This is a genomic window from Motilibacter aurantiacus, assembly GCF_011250645.1.
Taxonomy (GTDB): Bacteria; Actinomycetota; Actinomycetes; order Motilibacterales; family Motilibacteraceae; genus Motilibacter_A; species Motilibacter_A aurantiacus.
This window is the reverse complement of record NZ_JAANNO010000001.1, coordinates 700,711-717,704: the sequence shown is the minus strand read 5'-3', so window position 1 is coordinate 717,704 and position 16,994 is coordinate 700,711. Positions and strand designations below refer to the sequence as shown.

The following is a 16,994-nucleotide window of genomic DNA, read 5'->3' as shown; positions in this document are numbered from 1 at the left end:
GTGGCGATCGGGCTCGTCTGGGCGCAGGCGGCCAACGGGGTCATCGGGCGGGACGGCGCACTGCCCTGGCGGCTGCCGGAGGACATGGCCCACTTCAAGGCGCTGACCGCGGGGTGCGCCGTCGTCATGGGCCGGGCCACCTGGGAGTCCCTGCCAGAGCGCTTCCGCCCACTGCCGGGCCGCCGCAACGTCGTGCTGTCGCGCACCGTGCGCGAGCTGCCGGGCGCGCAGGTCGCGTCCTCGGTCGACCAGGCCCTCGCCGGTGACGACGTCTGGGTGATCGGCGGCGGAGAGGTGTACGCCGCCTGCCTGCCCCTCGCGGGCCGGGCCGTCGTCACCGAGCTCGCCGAGGAGTTCGCGGGCGACACGTACGCGCCCGTGCTGGACGCGACCTGGGTCGAGGACGGGCCGACGCCGGAGTGGCTCGTGTCGACGACTGGGCTGCGCTACCGGGTCCGGACGTGGGACAGGGCTGAGTAGCCCTCCCGCACGATGGAGTAGCTGCCACTCAGGACCGGCGCCGCGAAAGCGGCTGGAATTGCTCCTGTCACCCGGGCACACGGCCCGGGCCGGACCCCCAGGAGCCTTCCATGCGAATCCGCCGTGCCTTCACCGTCCTCGCCCTCGCGCTCGCCGCCGTGCCCGCGCTCGCCGGCAACGCCTCCGCGGGCGTGCCGCAGCCGGGCGTCGACGGTCCCATCGTCGTGAACCCCGAGGTGCCGCCCATCCAATGGCCCAGCGGCAACTGCCAGACGGACTGCATCTACGACAAGCACATCTCCGCCGGGCTGCGACATGCGTCCGTCACGCTGAAGACGACGGTCCCGGCCAAGGTCACGTTCTCGGCGACGCCGTTCTTCTCCGAGGGCAAGAGCGACTCGGTCACCGAGAACGCCGCGAGCACGAGCCACGGGCTCACCCTGTCGCTCAGCCCGAGCACCGGCTACCTGTACGAGCTCACGGCCACCGACGCCAACGGCAAGTCCTGGACCGAGACCGGCAACTTCGTCACCCGGACCAAGAAGACGACGGTCGTCCTCGACTCGGTCCAGGTGCTCGACGACTCGGACTCCACCGGCGCGGGCGAGATCTGGGCGCACTCGCTCATGGGGGGCCAGGAGAAGCGCCTGCTCACCAACCGCTCGATCTCCAGCGGCCAGACCGTCGGCCTGGGCGGTGCGTCGATGTCCTGGACCGCTGACGACGGCTACGACGGGCGGGAGGTCTCCGTGCAGCTGGCGGACAACGACTGCGACCTCTTCGGCTGCGGGAGCGTGCTCGACGACTGGCCCTTCAGCAAGGGCAACTGGTACTTCAAGAACGGCTCGAACGACGACTACGACTACAACACGGTCGACTTCATGGTCGGCGGGCCGAACAGCCCCGGCACCTGGACCGGCACGGCGGCGACCGCCATCGGCGACAACCTCAGCTTCAAGGTGAACTACCACGTGGTCGTCACGGTCTCCTGACGACCGCTGCTCAGTCACCACGATGCCGCTGCCGTTCCCGAGGCCGTCCCGCGACAGGGCCTCGGGAACCGCAGCGGCACCTGCGGGGCTCAGCCCAGCCGGGCCGTGGCGTACCGGATGAGCTTCTCGAACGTCCCGACGGGGAAGTTGCTGTCCTGCCCACCGTGGCCGTAGTACGTCACCGTCAGCCGGCTGCCGCGGTGCCCGACCCCGATGTAGCCGAACCAGCCCTCCTCGTCACCGGGGCTGCTGGTGATCGTCGACCACGCCCAGGTGCTCGCCGTCGTGTCCTCCAGCGGGAAGACCCGGGTGTTCTCCCCGTTGCGCACGCACTTGGGCACGAGCTTGGCGATGCGGCGCGCCGCGTCCCGGGCAGCGCTCGCGGTGCCGAGCTCGACCACCGTCTGAGCGGCTCGTCCAGCGCTGCGCCCCTCCGGGGGCGTGTAGCGGGCGGTCACCCGCTCGATGCCTGCCGGTATCGCCGGCACGCAGGCGCCCGAGAGCGCCCCGCTGTGCCGGCCGGCGCGCTCGAAGCGGAGCGCGCCCAGGTGCGGCCAGACCCCGGGGGGCAGGGTGTCGGTGTAGACGCTGTCCTCGGCGACCGCGGATGGCGAGGCGACGGGCGAGTCGTCGGTCAGGGCGGCCTGCGCGGGCGCGGGGGAAGCGCTCAGCGCGGCGGCAGCGACGAGCGTCGCGGCCAGGGCGGTGCGTGCNNGTCGTGCGGGTGGTGGTCGTGCGGGTGGTGGTCGTGCGGGTCATGCTGGGTCCTTCCGGTACGCCCCCGAAGCGGTCCTTCCGGGGCCTGTGCGGACTGGGACGCCGACGGGTGCGCGTTTGGTTGCACGGCCCGGTGCGTACGGTCTTGGTCATGGAACAGAGGACTCTCGGCAAGACCGGATACCAGGTCGGCGTGGTCGGCCTGGGGGCGTGGCAGATCGGTGCCGACTGGGGCGAGGTGAACGAGGACGACGCGCTCGACACCATCGGCGCCGCGGTCGACAGCGGGGTCAACTTCATCGACACCGCGGACGTCTACGGCGACGGGCGCAGCGAGCGGCTCATCCGGCGCTTCCTGGGTGAGCGCTCCCACGGGCCGATCACGGTGGCCACCAAGGCGGGGCGACGGGCCGACCCGTTCGTCGCCGAGCAGTACACGATCGACAACTTGCGCGCCTGGACCGACCGCAGCCGGGAGAACCTCGGCGTCGACACCCTCGACCTGGTCCAGCTGCACTGCCCGCCCACCGCGGTCTACTCGATGGACTCGGTCTACGAGGCCATGGACACGCTGGTCCAGGAGAAGGCCGTCGCCCACTACGGCGTGAGCGTGGAGACCGTCGACGAGGCGCTCACCGCCATCATCCGCTCCCAGGTGGCGACCGTCCAGGTCATCCTCAACGCCTTCCGGCAGAAGCCGCTCGAGCGCCTGCTCCCGGCGGCCAAGGAGGCGAACGTCGGCATCATCGCGCGCGTGCCGCTGGCAAGCGGGCTGCTCTCCGGCAAGTACGACGAGAACACGCAGTTCGCGGCCAACGACCACCGCAGCTTCAACCGCAACGGCGAGTCGTTCGACGTGGGCGAGACGTTCGCCGGCGTCGACTACGCGACGGGCGTCCGTGCCGCCCGCGAGATCGCCAAGCTGACCCCGCAGGGGGCCACGACCGCGCAGCTCGCGCTGCGCTGGATCCTCGACCAGGACGGTGTCTCGGTCGTCATCCCCGGGGCGCGCAACGCCGACCAGGCCCGCTCCAACGCCGCGGCCGAGCAGCTGGCCCCGCTCGGGCCGGACACGCTGCGCGCGATCCGGGAGATCTACGACGAGCACATCCGCCCGCTGGTGCACGACCGCTGGTAGGACGTACCCATGGAGAAGCAGGGGCTGCCGGTTCTCGCCTTCTCCGACGCGTCGGCCTGGGAGGCGTGGCTCGAGCGCGAGCACGCCTCCCAGTCCGGCGTCTGGGTGCAACTGGCGAAGAAGAACTCGGGAATCGCGAGTGTGACCTACGCAGAGGCCGTCGAGGGAGCCCTCTGCTGGGGGTGGATCGACGGCCAGTCCGCGTCCCTCGACGAGGCGACGTGGCTGCAGAAGTTCACGCCGCGGCGCGCGCGCAGCAAGTGGTCGAAGGTCAACTGCGAGCGGGTCGAGGGCCTCGTCGCAGCGGGCCGCATGCGCGCTCCCGGGCTCGCCGAGATCGAGCGGGCCAAGGCGGACGGGCGGTGGGACGCGGCGTACGACCCGCCGAGCACGGCGACCGTGCCCGAGGACCTGCAGGCCGCGCTCGACGCCGACCCCGCCGTCGCGGCCGCGTTCGCCGCGCTCAACGCCTCCAACCGCTACGCGATCCTGCACCGGCTGCACGACGCCAAGAAGCCCGAGACGCGTGCGCGCCGGCTGGCGAAGTTCGTGGCGATGCTGCGGGCGGGGGAGACGCTCCATCCCTGAGGACAGCAGTCACATCTCCTCCAGCTGGAGGTTGCCGCGCGCGTGCTGCTCCAGGCCGAAGGCCACGACGACCACGAGCAGCGCCGCCAGCACGCCGGCGACCGCCAGCGCCGGCAGGTCGAGCAGCGCGTCGGCCGCCGCGACGAGGGCCGCGAGCGCGGCCCACCACCAGCCGCTCCGTCCCCGCCGCTGCATCCCGACGTTGGTGAGGGCGACGGAGAGCAGGTAGAGCGCGACGCCGCCGCTGACGAGGGCGCGGCTGCCCGCGCTCGCGTCGGCTGCGCCTTCGACCACCAGGCCTTCGAGCCCCGCCCCGACCGCGGCGATCGACAGGGCCAGCGGGAGCTGGCCGTAGATGTACACGTCGTGTGCCACCGTGCTGTGCTCGTCGCCGGCCTCGTCCAGCAGGTGCTTGGCCGCTGCGCCGGCCAGGTCGAAGTAGCTCCACCACAGGGCGGCCGCGAGCACGAACGCGATGGCTCCGGCAAGGACCGCGTCCGCCTCCCACGACGCGTCGTGCACGCCGTGCGCGACGGCGGCGACCGGCTCGCCGAGGACGAGGATCACGAAGAGCGAGAACCGCTCGGGCAGGTGCTCCAGGTGGAGGGGGACCTGGACGCGGGCGGTCGTGACGAGCAGGGGGGCGGCCGCGTCGACCGCCAGGCCGACGCCCCACAGGACGAGCTTGGCGTTGCCCTCGACCGCGAGCGAGGCCGTCCACAGCAGCGCACCCGCCCCGGTGCCCACCACGTACGTGAGGATGCCCGCCCGCGCCTCCGGCACGTGCCGGTACGCGCGCAGGTACTGCAGCAGGAGCAGGACCCGGAGCGCGACGTAGCTGAGGGTGAACTCGGTGGCGTACGTGCCGGTGGCGTCGGAGGCCGACCCGGCGAGCCCGACGACCGCGAGCATGCTGCCCAGCTTGTTCAGCCGGAAGATCAGGTCGTCGTGGTCGAACCGGTTGGCGTAGAGGGTGGAGCTCATCCAGGACCACCACACGACGGCGAAGAGGCCGCCGAACCGGAGCACGCTCCCGACGTCGATGTCCTCGCGGACCGAGATGGCCAGCTCGGCCACCACGAGGACGAAGGCCAGGTCGAAGAAGAGCTCGAGCCGCGAGGCGGTGCGCGTCGAGCGGGTCTGCAGCGCCGGAGGGCGCAGCAGCCCGCGGCGCTCGAGGAAGCGCCCCACCGGGGTCGCCGAGGCAAGGGGCACGCGCCCGTCCTTCCCGAACCGCCGCGTTCGAGTCCGTCCTGCGCCTGCGCGTTTCGCCGTCCCCTCCGCGGACAGCCTGGGCGCCATGCGTGCTCTCACCGTGCAGCCAGGCTCCGGCGATCCCCGGGTGGAGGACGTGGCCGAGCCGGACCCCTCGCTCGGCCCGGTTCTGGTCGAGGGGCTGGCGGTCGGCGTGTGCGGCACCGACGGGGACCTGCTCGGCGGGACGTACGGCGACCCTCCGCCCGGACGCGAACGGCTGATCATCGGGCACGAGTCGCTCGGTCGTGTCCTGGAGCCCGGAGGCGCGGACGGGCTGTCCGGAGGCGACCTGGTCGTCGGCATCGTGCGGCGACGGGACCCCGAGCCCTGCCCGGCCTGTGCCGCCGGCGAGTGGGACTTCTGCCAGAACGGCGAGTTCTCCGAGCACGGCATCGTGCGGGTCGACGGCTTCTGCGCGCAGCGATGGCGGGTGGAGGCCGACCACGCCGTCCGCGTCGACCCGGCGCTCGGGCTGCGCGGCGTCCTGCTGGAGCCCACCTCGGTCGTCGCCAAGGCGTGGGAGCAGGTCGAGCGGGTCGGCGACCGGGGCCACTGGCGGCCGCGGACCGCGCTCGTCACCGGGGCAGGCCCGGTCGGCCTGCTCGCCGCCCTGCTGGCGGTGCAGCGCGGGCTCGAGACGCACGTGCTGGATCTGGCCGAGGACGGGCCGAAGCCACGACTCGTCGGCGGGCTGGGCGCGGAGTACCACAGCGGCTCGGTCGACGACCTGACGTTCGCCCCCGACGTGGTCGTCGAGTGCACCGGCGCGGCCCCCGTCGTCGCCGGCGCCCTCACCTGCGTGGCCAGCGCCGGCGTGGTGTGCCTGGCCGGGGTCGGCCCGGCGAGCGAGATCTCCTTCGACGCCGCGTCCGTCGGCCGCGAGATCGTGCTGAAGAACAACGTCGTGATCGGGTCCGTGAACGCCAACCGGCGGCACTACGAGGCAGGGGCGCGGGCGCTCGCTGACGCCGACCCCGCGTGGCTCGACGCGATGATCACCCGCCGGGTCCCGCTGGACCGCGCGACCGAGGCGCTGGACGCCCGCGACGACGACGTGAAGGTGGTCGTCGACATCGCCGAGATCTGAGGGCGCTCCCGCCCTGGGGGCCGCCCGCGCCGGCCTGGGGCTGCGGTCAGCCCTGCGCGGGCGGGTGCGGCATGGGGTGGCCGCCGGCGGCCTGCCGCTCCCGCGAGCGCACGATCTCGGCCTCCGCCTCGGCGCGCCCGGTCCAGGTCGCGCCCTCGACCGACTTGCCGGGCTCGAGGTCCTTGTAGACCTCGAAGAAGTGCTGGACCTCGAGCCGGTCGAACTCGGGCATGTCGTCGATGTCCTGCACGCGGTCGAAGCGCGGGTCGCCCGCGACGACGCACATGACCTTGTCGTCGCCGCCGGCCTCGTCGGTCATCCGGAACATCCCGATCGCCCGGCAGCGGATGAGGCAGCCGGGGAACGTCGGCTCCTCGATGAGCACCATGGCGTCCAGCGGGTCGCCGTCCTCGCCGAGCGTGCCCTCGATGTACCCGTAGTCGTGCGGGTACCGGGTGGCGGTGAACAGCATCCGGTCCAGCCGGATGCGGCCGGTCTCGTGATCCACCTCGTACTTGTTGCGCGACCCTCGGGGGATCTCGATCAGGACGTCGAACTCCACGGGGTCCTCCAGCGACGACTGCTACCTGCAAACGGCTAGTGTCGCGGAGTGCGTGGACGCGTCGTCGCCGGGGTCGGGGCTGCCCTCGTCGTCGCGGCCGCCGGGGGCCTGCTCGTCGGTGCTGGTCTCGACGGGGGAGGCCCGGAACGTCCGGCGGTGTCCGCTTCGACCCCCGCCGCGCTGCCCTCGCCGGCGGCTCCCGTCCTCGCACCGGCCGCTGGCGGGGCCGGGCCGGGCGGGCCCAGCGCAGCCGGGGTGTCCGGCGCCCTGCGCACGGCGCTCTCGGACCCCGCGCTCGGCCGCTCGCTGGGCGCGACGGTCCTCGCGGCCGACGGCACCGTCCTGCTGGACCGCGGCGGCGCCGCGCACACCCCGGCCTCGGTCGCGAAGCTGCTCACCGGGGCCGCCGCGATCACGGCGCTCGGGCCCGACACCACGCTCGTCACCCGCGTCGTGACGGCCCCGGCCGCCCAGGGCACGCCCGACGCCTCGGCTGCGCCCGCGGGGCCGGTCGACCTCGTCCTCGTGGGCGGCGGGGACGCCACCCTGCAGTCGGCCGGCTACGGCCGCGGGGACGACACCACGGCGTACGCCCGGCTCGACGTGCTCGCCGACCGGGTGGCCGCGGCCCTGGGCGAGGGCGCCGCGATCCGGCTCCGCGTCGACGACACCCTGTTCGACGCGCCGGCGGTGAGCCCCGACTGGGAGCCCGGGTACGTCCCCGGCGGCATCGCGGCGCCGGTCAGCGCCCTCTCCGTCGACCAGGGCCGCGTACGCCCCGGCGAGGACGCCCGGGTCGAGGACCCCGCCCTCGAAGCGGGCCGGCGCTTCGCCGCGCTGCTGCAGGCCGCGGGGGTCCAGGTCGTGGAGGGCGTCGGCCGGGGCGGCGCGCCGGCCGGGGCCGGCGAGCTAGCGTCCGTCGCGTCGCCACCGGTGTCGCGACTGGTCGAGCGGATGCTCGAGGAGAGCGACAACGACCTCGCCGAGGGGCTGGCCCGGCTGGTCGCCGCCGAGCGCGGGCACCCGGCGACGGCGGCGGGCGGCGGTGCGGCGGTGCTCGCGGCGGCGGGGGAGGCCGGTGTGCCCGTCGAGGGGGCGCTGCTGCTCGACGGCAGCGGGCTGGCCCGCGGCTCGCGGCTCCCGTCCGCCACGGTGGCCGGAGCGCTTCGGGCGGCCGCGTCCCCGGGCCACCCGGAGCTGCGCCCGGTGCTCACCGGGCTTCCCGTCGCCGGGCTCACCGGCACGCTCGCCGAGCGCTACGCCCCCGACGGAGCCCTCGACGCGGCCCGCGGGCAGGTGCGGGCCAAGACGGGGACCCTGACCGGGGTCAGCTCGCTGGCCGGGGTCGTCCGTGGCCGCGACGGCGCGCTGCTGGTCTTCGCCTTCCTCGCCGACCGCGTGCCCGGCAGCACGCTCGACGCCCGGCAGGCGCTGGACGAGGCGGCGACCGCGCTGGCCCGCTGCGGGTGCGGGAGCTGACGTGGGCACGCTGCTGTGGGTCCTCGCGGTGGTCCTCGTCGTCGCCGGCATCGCCACCGTCGTCCGCGACCAGCTGATGGCGGGCGTCACGCTCGTCGTCCTCGGGCTGCTCGTCGCGCCGGGGATCGTCACGCTGACCGCGTAACCGCCGCAGGCAGCCCGGCCGCGGGCCCGGCAGCCCGTAGCGTGGCCGCATGGAGCGCAGCGGCGGGCTGGGGGCGGCATGTCGGTGACGGTCGACTGGGACCTCGCGACGGCGACCGCCGTCCGGCTGGTGCCGAAGGGGCCCAAGGTCAGCCGGGCCGACGCGCATGCCGCCGTCGCCGAGCTGCGCCAGCGGGCCACCGAGGCGCAGGCGCACGTGCGGGCGTACACCGGGCTGGTCGCCGAGGGCGGCACCTCGGCCGTCGCGGTGGTCGATCGCCCCGGATGGGTGCGCGCCAACGTCGAGGGCTTCCGGGTGGTGCTCGACCCGCTCGTGGCCCGGCTCTCGGAGAAGGCCGCGCGGCGGCGTACGGGCCCGGACAGCCCCGTGGTCGAGGCCGTCGGGAGCGTGCTCACCGGACTGGAGACCGGCGGGCTGCTCGCCTTCCTCGCCGGCAAGGTGCTCGGGCAGTACGAGCTGTTCACCCCGAACGCGGCAGGCGGCCGGCTGCTGCTCGTCGCCCCCAACATCGTCGCCGCCGAGCGCGAGCTCACTGTCGACGTGAGCGATTTCCGGCTCTGGGTCTGCCTGCACGAGGAGACCCACCGCGTCCAGTTCGGGGCGAGCCCATGGCTGCGCGACCACCTGCTCGACCAGATCACCGGGTTCGTCGACGACGCCGACCTCGAGCCGGCGGCCCTGCTCGCCCGGCTGCGCGGGGTCTTCCGGGCGGTCTACGGCGCGGTCCGCGGCGACGAGCGCGCGCCCTCGCTGCTCGAGGCGGTCCAGTCACCCGCCCAGCGCGAGGCGCTCGACCGGGTGACCGCCGTGATGTCCCTGCTGGAGGGCCACGCCGACGTCGTCATGGACGGGGTGGGGCCGGACGTGGTCCCCAGCGTCGAGCAGATCCGCAAGCGCTTCCAGAAGCGGCGCAGCTCCGGGCGCCCCGGTGAGCAGGTGCTGCGCCGGCTCATCGGCATCGACGCCAAGATGCGGCAGTACCGCGACGGCGCGACGTTCGTCCGCGGCGTCCTCGACCGCGCGGGCATGGACGGCTTCAACCAGGTGTGGGCCGGGCCGGAGACCCTCCCGCTGCCGGCCGAGATCGCCGACCCGGCGGCCTGGGTCAAGCGCGTCCTCTAGGAACGGGAGGGGGCGTGGGCGGGCGGCTCGACCCCGCGGTCGCGGCGGTGCGCGTGGCCGTCCGCGACGCTCTCGCCGGGGCGCCCCCGGGGCCTGTCCTCGTCGCGTGCAGCGGCGGCGCCGACTCCCTCGCGCTCGCCGCCTGCACGGCCTTCGTCGCCCCGCGCGCGGGCCGGGCCGCCGGCGCGGTCGTGGTCGACCACGGCCTGCAGGAGGGGTCGGCCGTGCGGTCGGCCGGGCTGGGGGACGCGCTGCGGGCGCTGGGGCTGGCCCCGGTGGAGGTCGTCGCCGTGACCGTCGGAAGGGCCGGGGGGCCGGAGGCGGCGGCCCGAGAGGCGAGGTACGCCGCGCTGTCCGCCGCGGCCGGGCGGCACGGCGCCGCGGCGGTCCTGCTCGGGCACACCCTCGACGACCAGGCCGAGACCGTGCTGCTGGGGCTCGCCCGCGGGTCGGGCGCCCGCTCGCTCGCGGGGATGGCCGCGGCCAGCGGGCTCTGGCGCCGGCCGCTGCTCGGGCTGCCGCGCGCGACGGCCCGGGCCGCCTGCGCCGCGCTGGGGCTGCACCCGTGGGAGGACCCGCACAACGCCGACCCGGCGTACGCCCGCGTGCGCGTGCGGCAGGACGCACTGCCCGCCCTGGAGGAGTCGCTCGGCCCGGGGGTCGCCGCCGCTCTGGCCCGGACCGCGCGGCTGCTGCGCGACGACGCCGACGCGCTCGACGGCTGGGCCGAGCGCGAGCTGCCGGCGCTCACCGCGGCCGACGGGTCGCTCGACGTCGTCGCCCTCGAGGCGCTGCCGGCCGCCGTGCGCCGCCGCTGCCTGCGCGCCGCGGCGCTGGCCGCGGGCTGCCCGGCCACGGCGCTGTTCGCGGTGCACGTCGACGCGCTGGAGGCGCTGGTCGTCGCCTGGCACGGCCAGGGGCCGGTCCAGCTGCCCGGGCATGTGGAGGCCCGGAGGCGGTGTGGGAGGCTCGACCTCGAGGCGGGGCAAGGCAACAGCTGAACCGGAGGCGCACGGCGTGAACGCGGCCGACATGGGGAGCGACCTCGAGCGGGTGCTCGTCACGGAGGAGGAGATCCAGACCCGCCTGCAGGAGATGGCGGCCGAGATCGACGCCGACTACCACGGGCGCGACCTGCTGCTGGTGGGCGTGCTCAAGGGCGCGGTCATGGTGATGGCGGACCTGTCGCGCAAGCTGAGCTCGCCGATCCAGATGGACTGGATGGCGGTCTCGTCCTACGGCTCGGGCACCAAGAGCTCGGGCGTCGTGCGGATCCTCAAGGACCTCGACCGGGACATCTCCGGCAGGGACGTGCTCATCGTCGAGGACATCATCGACTCCGGCCTCACGCTGTCCTGGCTCGTCGCGAACCTGGAGTCGCGCGGCCCGGCCTCGATCGAGGTCGCGACGCTGCTGCGCAAGCCGGACGCGCTCAAGGTCGACGTGGCGGTGAAGTACGTCGGCTTCGACATCCCGGACGAGTTCGTCGTGGGCTACGGGCTGGACTACGCCGAGCGCTACCGCAACCTGCCGTTCGTCGGGCTGCTCGCGCCCGCGGTCTACTCCTGACCGTCTCCCACCCCGTTGCGCGACCGGCAGCGGAGCGGGAGGGCGGTACGCCCACGGCGTAGCGCCGCGGGTGGTGGGAACGGCCGCGTGCGGGAAGGCGTTGGCCCCGGATAGCTGCACGAGTGGGACACCGGCAGAGTGCTCCGGAGTGTGGTGGAGCGCGAGCTTTCTGCGACTGCTCGTACCCCGGTGTACCGTTCCTGGCAGACCGTTTGCTACTCGAGGAGGGACGGGGCGACCCGCCCCGGTTCGATGGACCTCAAACGCTTCTTCCGCGGCCCCGTGTTCTGGGTGCTCCTTGCCATCCTCGCGGCCGTCCTGATCACCACGACGGTGCGCTCCTCGAGCGGCGCGAAGGCGGTCGACACGTCGGACGCCATCGCGGCGATCGACGCCGGCCAGGTCGAGTCGGCCAAGGTCGTCGACGGCAGCCAGCGCATCGAGCTGACGCTCAAGGACGGCTTCCGCATCGACAGCGCGCCGGACGCGGAGAAGGTCTACGCCACCTTCGTCGACGGCACGCAGCAGCAGATCGTCAACAAGCTGCTCGCCAACGTCCCCCCGCAGGGCTTCGACGAGGACGTCGCACGGCAGAACTGGTTCGTCAGCCTGTTGTTGACCGTCGTCCCGATCCTGCTGATCTTCATCGTGTTCCTGTTCTTCATGAACTCGATGCAGGGCGGCGGCTCGCGGGTCATGAACTTCGGCAAGTCCAAGGCCAAGGTGGTCAGCAAGGACACGCCGAAGACGACCTTCGCCGACGTCGCCGGCGCCGACGAGGCCGTCGAGGAGCTCCACGAGATCAAGGAGTTCCTCGAGAGCCCGGCCAAGTTCCAGGCGATCGGGGCGAAGATCCCCAAGGGCGTCCTGCTGTACGGCCCGCCCGGCACCGGCAAGACGCTGCTCGCCCGCGCGGTGGCCGGCGAGGCCGGCGTGCCGTTCTACTCGATCTCCGGCTCGGACTTCGTCGAGATGTTCGTCGGTGTCGGCGCCTCCCGGGTCCGCGACCTGTTCGAGCAGGCCAAGGCCAACGCGCCGGCCATCGTCTTCATCGACGAGATCGACGCCGTCGGCCGGCACCGCGGCGCGGGCCTCGGCGGCGGCCACGACGAGCGCGAGCAGACGCTCAACCAGCTGCTCGTCGAGATGGACGGCTTCGACGTCAAGGGCGGCGTGATCCTCATCGCCGCCACCAACCGGCCGGACATCCTCGACCCGGCGCTGCTGCGCCCGGGCCGCTTCGACCGGCAGATCGCGGTCGAGAGCCCGGACCTGCAGGGCCGGTTCAAGATCCTGCAGGTGCACGCCAAGGGCAAGCCGATCGACCCCTCCGTCGACCTCATGGCGGTGGCCCGGCGCACGCCCGGCTTCACCGGCGCCGACCTGGCCAACGTGCTCAACGAGGCGGCTCTGCTCACCGCCCGCGCCGACCGCAAGCTCATCGACCCCCCGTCGATGGACGAGGCGATCGACCGCGTCGTGGCCGGGCCGCAGAAGAAGACGCGGCTCATGGGCGACAAGGAGAAGAAGCTCACCGCGTACCACGAGGGCGGTCACGCCCTGGTCGCCGCGGCGCTGAACAACACCGACCCGGTGCACAAGGTCACGATCCTGCCGCGCGGCCGCGCCCTCGGCTACACGATGGTGCTGCCGGACGACGACAAGTACTCCACGACGCGCAACGAGATGCTCGACCAGCTGGCCTACATGCTGGGCGGGCGCGCCGCCGAGGAGCTCGTCTTCGCCGACCCGACCACGGGCGCGTCGAACGACATCGAGAAGGCGACCGGCGTCGCCCGGGCGATGGTCACGCAGTACGGCATGACCCAGCGCATCGGGGCGATCAAGCTCGGCCAGACCAGCGGCGAGCCGTTCCTCGGCCGCGACATGGGCCACCAGCGCGACTACTCCGAGGAGGTCGCCTCGGTCGTCGACACCGAGGTGCGCGGCCTCATCGAGGCGGCGCACGAGGAGGCCTGGACGATCCTGGTCGACAACCGCGACATCCTCGACAACCTCGTTCTCGAGCTCATGGAGAAGGAGACGCTCAACAAGGAGCAGATCGCGGAGATCTTCGCGAACGTCCGCCGTCGTCCGGCTCGGCCGGCCTGGACCGGCTCGCCGAAGTTCCGCCCCGGCGCCGGCCCCGTCCTGACGCGCAAGGAGCTGGCCAACGGCTCCTCCAACGGGCTCGAGAAGTCCATGGGGATCACCGGGCCGACGGACGTCCCGGACTCGCCACTGCCGTCGGAAGGCTGATCTGCCCTGACCAGCGACGACTACGCAGCCCGCGCCGACCCGGCGCGGGCTGCCGCCGCACTCGGCGCGAACGGCAGTGACCGTGACCTCGACGGCTCGGTCCTCGGGAGCCTCGTCTCGGACGACCGGTCGTGGACCGGCACCGCGGACCGCCCGGCGTACGACGAGGAGCGCGTGCGCCGCGCGGTCCGCGAGATCCTGCTGGCCCTCGGTGAGGACCCGGACCGCGACGGCATCCGCGAGACGCCCGCCCGGGTCGCCCGGGCGTACCGCGAGCTCTTCGCGGGGCTCTGGCAGCAGCCCGAGGACGTCCTCACCACGACCTTCGACCTGGGCCACGACGAGATGGTGCTGGTCAAGGACATCGCGTTCACCAGCGCGTGCGAGCACCACATGCTCCCGTTCTGGGGGACGGCCCACGTCGGCTACATCCCGGCCGAGAACGGCCGCATCACCGGGCTGTCGAAGCTCGCCCGGCTCGTCGAGGTCTACGCGCGGCGGCTGCAGGTGCAGGAGCGGCTCACGACCCAGGTCGCGGACGCCCTGCTGCGCGTGCTGGAGCCGCGGGGCGTGATCGTGGTCATGGAGGCCGAGCACACCTGCATGACCACCCGCGGGGTGCGCAAGCCTGGGTCGAAGACCGTGACGAGCGCGGTCCGGGGGCAGCTGCGGGACCCCGCGACGCGGGCCGAGGCGATGAGCCTCATCCTCGGCAGATGACCGTGGCCCCCTCGCGCCCGCACGCTGCGCTGCGCGCCCGGCCGGCCGGGCTGCCGGAGTCGCTGCACGTCGACCGGTGCCTGGTCATGGGCGTCCTCAACGTGACCCCCGACTCCTTCAGTGACGGCGGCCGCTGGATGGACGCCGGGGCGGCGGTCGCCCACGGCCTCGAGCTGGTCGCCGACGGCGCCGACCTGGTCGACGTCGGCGGGGAGTCGACCCGCCCGGGCGCGCAGCGGGTCCCCGAGGACGAGGAGCATCGCCGCGTGCTGCCGGTCGTGCGCGCGCTCACCGCCCAGGGCGTGCCGGTCAGCGTGGACACGATGCGAGCCTCGACGGCGGCCGCCGCACTGGACGCCGGCGCCTGCCTGGTCAACGACGTGTCCGGTGGGCTGGCCGACCCCGAGCTGGCCAAGGTGGCGCGCGACGCCCGGGCCCCGTACGTCGTCATGCACTGGCGCGGGCACAGCACGTCGATGCAGTCGCGGGCGGTCTACGACGACGTCGTCGGCGAGGTCGTCGCGGAGCTGCGGGCGCGCGTCGACGCCGCCCTCGACCTCGGCCTGCTCCCCGAGCAGCTCGTGGTCGACCCCGGCCTCGGCTTCGCCAAGAACGCGGAGCACAACTGGCGGCTGCTGGCCGGGCTGCCCGCCCTCGCGGCGCTCGGCCTCCCGGTGCTCGTGGGGGCGTCGCGCAAACGGTTCCTCGGCACGCTGCTCAGCGGCGACGACCAGGCACCGGCTCCGGTCGCCGAGCGGTCGGACGCCACGGTCGCCGTGACGGCCCTCGCCGCGGCGGCGGGGGCCTGGTGCGTACGCGTCCACGAGGCCCGCGCCAACCGGGCGGCCGTCGCCGTGGCCCGCGCGGTGCAGGCGGCCGGGAAGGGGCGCGCGTGAGCGCCGAAGCCGACGTGCGCGCGGTCGAGCGCACGGTCCGCTCGCTCTACACCGCCGTGGAGCACGGCGACCTCGACCTGATGGGCGCGCTGTGGCTGGACGGCAGCGCCGGGGACGAGACGGTCTGCATCCATCCCGGCTGGCCTGCGGTCCGCGGCCGCAGCGCCGTGCTGCGCTCCTGGGCGGTGGTGATGGCGGGAACCCCGTACGTCCAGTTCTTCCTCACCGACCTCGAGGTCCGCGTGCACGGTGACACCGCGGTGGTCACCTGCGCGGAGAGCATGCTGACCGGCGACGACGAGGGCGACGGCTTCGTCGGCGCGCAGGCCGTGTCGACCAAGGTGCTGCGCCGCACGGCCGGCGGCTGGCGCATCCAGGTCCACCACTCGTCCCCGATCCTCGCCACCGAGGAGGACGACGACGCGCCGGACGACGAGACGACCCTGGACGACGAGGACGACCCGACGGGCGGCCGGGGCAGGCCCGATGCCGGCTGACCGGATCGAGCTGCGCGGGCTGCGGGCCTTCGGCCGGCACGGCGTGTTCGACGCCGAGCGCACGCTGGGCCAGGAGTTCGTCGTGGACGTCACGCTCCACCTCGACCTGCACGCCGCTGCCGCCGGCGACGACCTCACCCGGACCGTGAACTACGGCGAGGTCGCGCAGGACGCCGCCGCCGTCGTCGCGGGCGAGCCCGCGGCTCTCATCGAGACCGTCGCCGAGCGGATCGCCGCCGAGTGCCTGGCCCGGCCGCTGGTCGAGCGGGTGCAGGTCGCCGTGCACAAGCCGGCCGCGCCGATCCCGCTGCCCTTCGACGACGTGGTCGTGCGCGTCGAGCGGTCCCGCGTCCGCCGCGCCGTCGTGGCGCTCGGAGCGAACCTCGGGGACCGGCGGGCCGCGCTGCAGGGGGCGGCGTACGCCCTGGCCGCGCTGCCCGGGACGGTGCTCCGGGCGGTCAGCCCCGTCTACGAGACCGTGGCGCTGGTGCTCCCGGGCACCGGGCCGCAGCCGGACTACCTCAACGCCGTCGTGCTCGCCGACACCTCGCTCGCCCCCGACGCGCTGCTCGCCCAGGCGCAGCGCGTGGAGGCGGCGTTCGGCCGGGAGCGTTCCGAGCGGTGGGGGGCGCGCACTCTCGACGTCGACATCGTCTCCGTCGAGGGTGTCGTGTCCGACCGCCCCGAGCTGACGCTGCCGCACCCGCGGGCGGCCGAGCGCGCGTTCGTGCTCGCGCCGTGGGCGGCCGCGGACCCCTCCGCACAGCTGCCCGGGCACGGGCCGGTGTCCGCGCTGCTGCACGCACTCGCCGACGAGGAGCGGGCGGGCGTACGCCGCCGCGACGACCTGGCGCTGGTGCTGCCGTGAGCGACCCCCGCCCGAGCATCCGCCCGACGTCGATCGCGTGGATCGTGGCCGCCGTGCTGGTGTGCGCCGCAGCGGCCTGGACCCTGCTCCAGGTGCTCGACGCGCGCGGCACCGACCTGCTGGCGAAGCAGTGGCTCGAGGTGCCGTGGACGCTCCCCGTCGGCCTGCTGCTGGTGGCGCTCGGGCTCGGGGTGTCGGCGCTGGCCTGGCGCCGGCGCCTCGCCGGGGCGCCGCACGCCCGCCCCGTCGACCCGCTCGCCGCCGCCCGGCTGGTGGGCCTGGCGAAGGCCTCGTCGCACGTCGGGGCCGTGCTGACCGGTGGCTACGCGGGCTACGCGGTGTTCCTCGTGCCGGATGCGGACATGTTCGGGCGCAGGCTCTGGGACGCCGCCTTCGCCGCCGTCGCCTCCGGCCTGGTCGTCGTCGCCGGCCTGCTGCTCGAGCGGGTGCTGCGGCTGCCCGAGGAGCACGACCGGGCGGCGTCGGGCGCGCAGTGAGCCGCGCCGGCCGCTGACCGGCCACCGGGTCGTGCGCGTCACACCCGGGAACTTCCGGGCCGCGCCGGCCGACTACCGGGGCAGTGCACATGCACGCGGG

General features: G+C 74.3%; 18 protein-coding genes and 1 pseudogene. 16 read left to right on the top strand and 3 right to left on the bottom strand.

Translation table 11 applies throughout. The features are described 5' to 3' along the window. Both G9H72_RS03325 and G9H72_RS03320 read left to right on the top strand, forming a co-directional pair. On the top strand, positions 1 to 480 hold the full coding sequence (locus tag G9H72_RS03325) for a dihydrofolate reductase (protein ID WP_166167254.1): 480 nt from the start codon (positions 1 to 3) through the stop codon (positions 478 to 480). Positions 481 to 590: 110 nt separating this feature from the next. Next, a complete protein-coding gene (locus tag G9H72_RS03320) occupies positions 591 to 1,472 on the top strand; it encodes a hypothetical protein (RefSeq protein ID WP_166167251.1) in 882 nt (293 codons plus the stop codon). A gap of 89 nt (positions 1,473 to 1,561) precedes the next feature. On the opposite strand, the gene G9H72_RS03315 is transcribed toward G9H72_RS03320, so the two are convergent. Then, positions 1,562 to 1,960: a hypothetical protein gene (locus G9H72_RS03315; protein ID WP_166167249.1), complete on the bottom strand. Its 399-nt coding sequence runs from the start codon at positions 1,958 to 1,960 to the stop codon at positions 1,562 to 1,564. A 380-nt stretch (positions 1,961 to 2,340) separates the two neighbouring features. On the opposite strand from G9H72_RS03315, the gene G9H72_RS03310 reads away from it, so the two are divergent. Both G9H72_RS03310 and G9H72_RS03305 read left to right on the top strand, forming a co-directional pair. Beyond that, positions 2,341 to 3,327, top strand: a complete 987-nt coding sequence (locus tag G9H72_RS03310) for an aldo/keto reductase (RefSeq protein ID WP_166167246.1) — start codon at positions 2,341 to 2,343, stop codon at positions 3,325 to 3,327. 9 nt (positions 3,328 to 3,336) lie between these two features. Beyond that, a complete protein-coding gene (locus tag G9H72_RS03305; RefSeq protein ID WP_166167243.1) occupies positions 3,337 to 3,915 on the top strand; it encodes a YdeI/OmpD-associated family protein in 579 nt (192 codons plus the stop codon). 9 nt (positions 3,916 to 3,924) lie between these two features. Here the strand turns inward: G9H72_RS03305 and G9H72_RS03300 are convergent, their stop codons facing one another. Beyond that, positions 3,925 to 5,130: a low temperature requirement protein A gene (locus G9H72_RS03300; RefSeq protein ID WP_166167240.1), complete on the bottom strand. Its 1,206-nt coding sequence runs from the start codon at positions 5,128 to 5,130 to the stop codon at positions 3,925 to 3,927. An 85-nt stretch (positions 5,131 to 5,215) separates the two neighbouring features. Between G9H72_RS03300 and G9H72_RS03295 the strand changes: the two genes are divergently transcribed. Beyond that, entirely contained in the window at positions 5,216 to 6,259 is a 1,044-nt protein-coding gene (locus tag G9H72_RS03295; protein WP_166167237.1) for a glucose 1-dehydrogenase, read from the top strand. 46 nt (positions 6,260 to 6,305) lie between these two features. On the opposite strand, the gene G9H72_RS03290 is transcribed toward G9H72_RS03295, so the two are convergent. Continuing rightward, on the bottom strand, positions 6,306 to 6,821 hold the full coding sequence (locus G9H72_RS03290) for an inorganic diphosphatase (protein WP_166167234.1): 516 nt from the start codon (positions 6,819 to 6,821) through the stop codon (positions 6,306 to 6,308). Positions 6,822 to 6,869: 48 nt separating this feature from the next. On the opposite strand from G9H72_RS03290, the gene dacB reads away from it, so the two are divergent. The 11 genes and pseudogenes from dacB to G9H72_RS03235 all read left to right on the top strand — a co-directional run bounded on the left by dacB (position 6,870) and on the right by G9H72_RS03235 (position 16,894). Next, on the top strand, positions 6,870 to 8,300 hold the full coding sequence (dacB, locus tag G9H72_RS03285) for a D-alanyl-D-alanine carboxypeptidase/D-alanyl-D-alanine endopeptidase (RefSeq protein ID WP_166167231.1): 1,431 nt from the start codon (positions 6,870 to 6,872) through the stop codon (positions 8,298 to 8,300). A 1-nt stretch (position 8,301) separates the two neighbouring features. Next, positions 8,302 to 8,445, top strand: a complete 144-nt coding sequence (locus G9H72_RS03280; protein ID WP_166167228.1) for a GPGG-motif small membrane protein — start codon at positions 8,302 to 8,304, stop codon at positions 8,443 to 8,445. Positions 8,446 to 8,523: 78 nt separating this feature from the next. After that, positions 8,524 to 9,588 (top strand): zinc-dependent metalloprotease, encoded by a 1,065-nt coding sequence (locus tag G9H72_RS03275; protein WP_166167225.1) that lies wholly within the window; start codon positions 8,524 to 8,526, stop codon positions 9,586 to 9,588. A gap of 14 nt (positions 9,589 to 9,602) precedes the next feature. After that, the gene (gene tilS / locus G9H72_RS03270) at positions 9,603 to 10,589 is read left to right on the top strand and encodes a tRNA lysidine(34) synthetase TilS (RefSeq protein WP_166167222.1); all 987 of its coding nucleotides are present in this window, start codon (positions 9,603 to 9,605) and stop codon (positions 10,587 to 10,589) included. A 16-nt stretch (positions 10,590 to 10,605) separates the two neighbouring features. Further along, complete coding sequence (hpt, locus tag G9H72_RS03265; protein ID WP_166167220.1) at positions 10,606 to 11,157, top strand: hypoxanthine phosphoribosyltransferase; 552 nt, start codon at positions 10,606 to 10,608, stop codon at positions 11,155 to 11,157. Positions 11,158 to 11,409: 252 nt separating this feature from the next. After that, the gene (gene ftsH / locus G9H72_RS03260; protein WP_166167217.1) at positions 11,410 to 13,416 is read left to right on the top strand and encodes an ATP-dependent zinc metalloprotease FtsH; all 2,007 of its coding nucleotides are present in this window, start codon (positions 11,410 to 11,412) and stop codon (positions 13,414 to 13,416) included. Positions 13,417 to 13,578: 162 nt separating this feature from the next. Beyond that, positions 13,579 to 14,136, top strand: a pseudogene (gene folE / locus G9H72_RS03255) (GTP cyclohydrolase I FolE); the annotation flags it as partial. Continuing rightward, complete coding sequence (gene folP / locus G9H72_RS03250) at positions 14,133 to 15,032, top strand: dihydropteroate synthase (RefSeq protein ID WP_231126186.1); 900 nt, start codon at positions 14,133 to 14,135, stop codon at positions 15,030 to 15,032. The pseudogene folE and the gene folP, both read left to right, overlap by 4 nt. Beyond that, on the top strand, positions 15,029 to 15,529 hold the full coding sequence (locus G9H72_RS03245; RefSeq protein WP_166167214.1) for a nuclear transport factor 2 family protein: 501 nt from the start codon (positions 15,029 to 15,031) through the stop codon (positions 15,527 to 15,529). The genes folP and G9H72_RS03245 overlap by 4 nt, the downstream gene beginning before the upstream one ends. Then, positions 15,519 to 16,397 carry a 2-amino-4-hydroxy-6-hydroxymethyldihydropteridine diphosphokinase gene (gene folK, locus G9H72_RS03240; RefSeq protein ID WP_166167211.1) on the top strand — a complete coding sequence of 293 codons (879 nt, stop codon included), beginning with the start codon at positions 15,519 to 15,521 and terminating at the stop codon, positions 16,395 to 16,397. Before G9H72_RS03245 ends, folK begins: the two co-directional genes overlap by 11 nt. Beyond that, positions 16,394 to 16,894 (top strand): DUF3180 domain-containing protein, encoded by a 501-nt coding sequence (locus G9H72_RS03235; RefSeq protein ID WP_166167208.1) that lies wholly within the window; start codon positions 16,394 to 16,396, stop codon positions 16,892 to 16,894. Before folK ends, G9H72_RS03235 begins: the two co-directional genes overlap by 4 nt. The last annotated feature ends 100 nt before the right edge of the window (positions 16,895 to 16,994 follow it).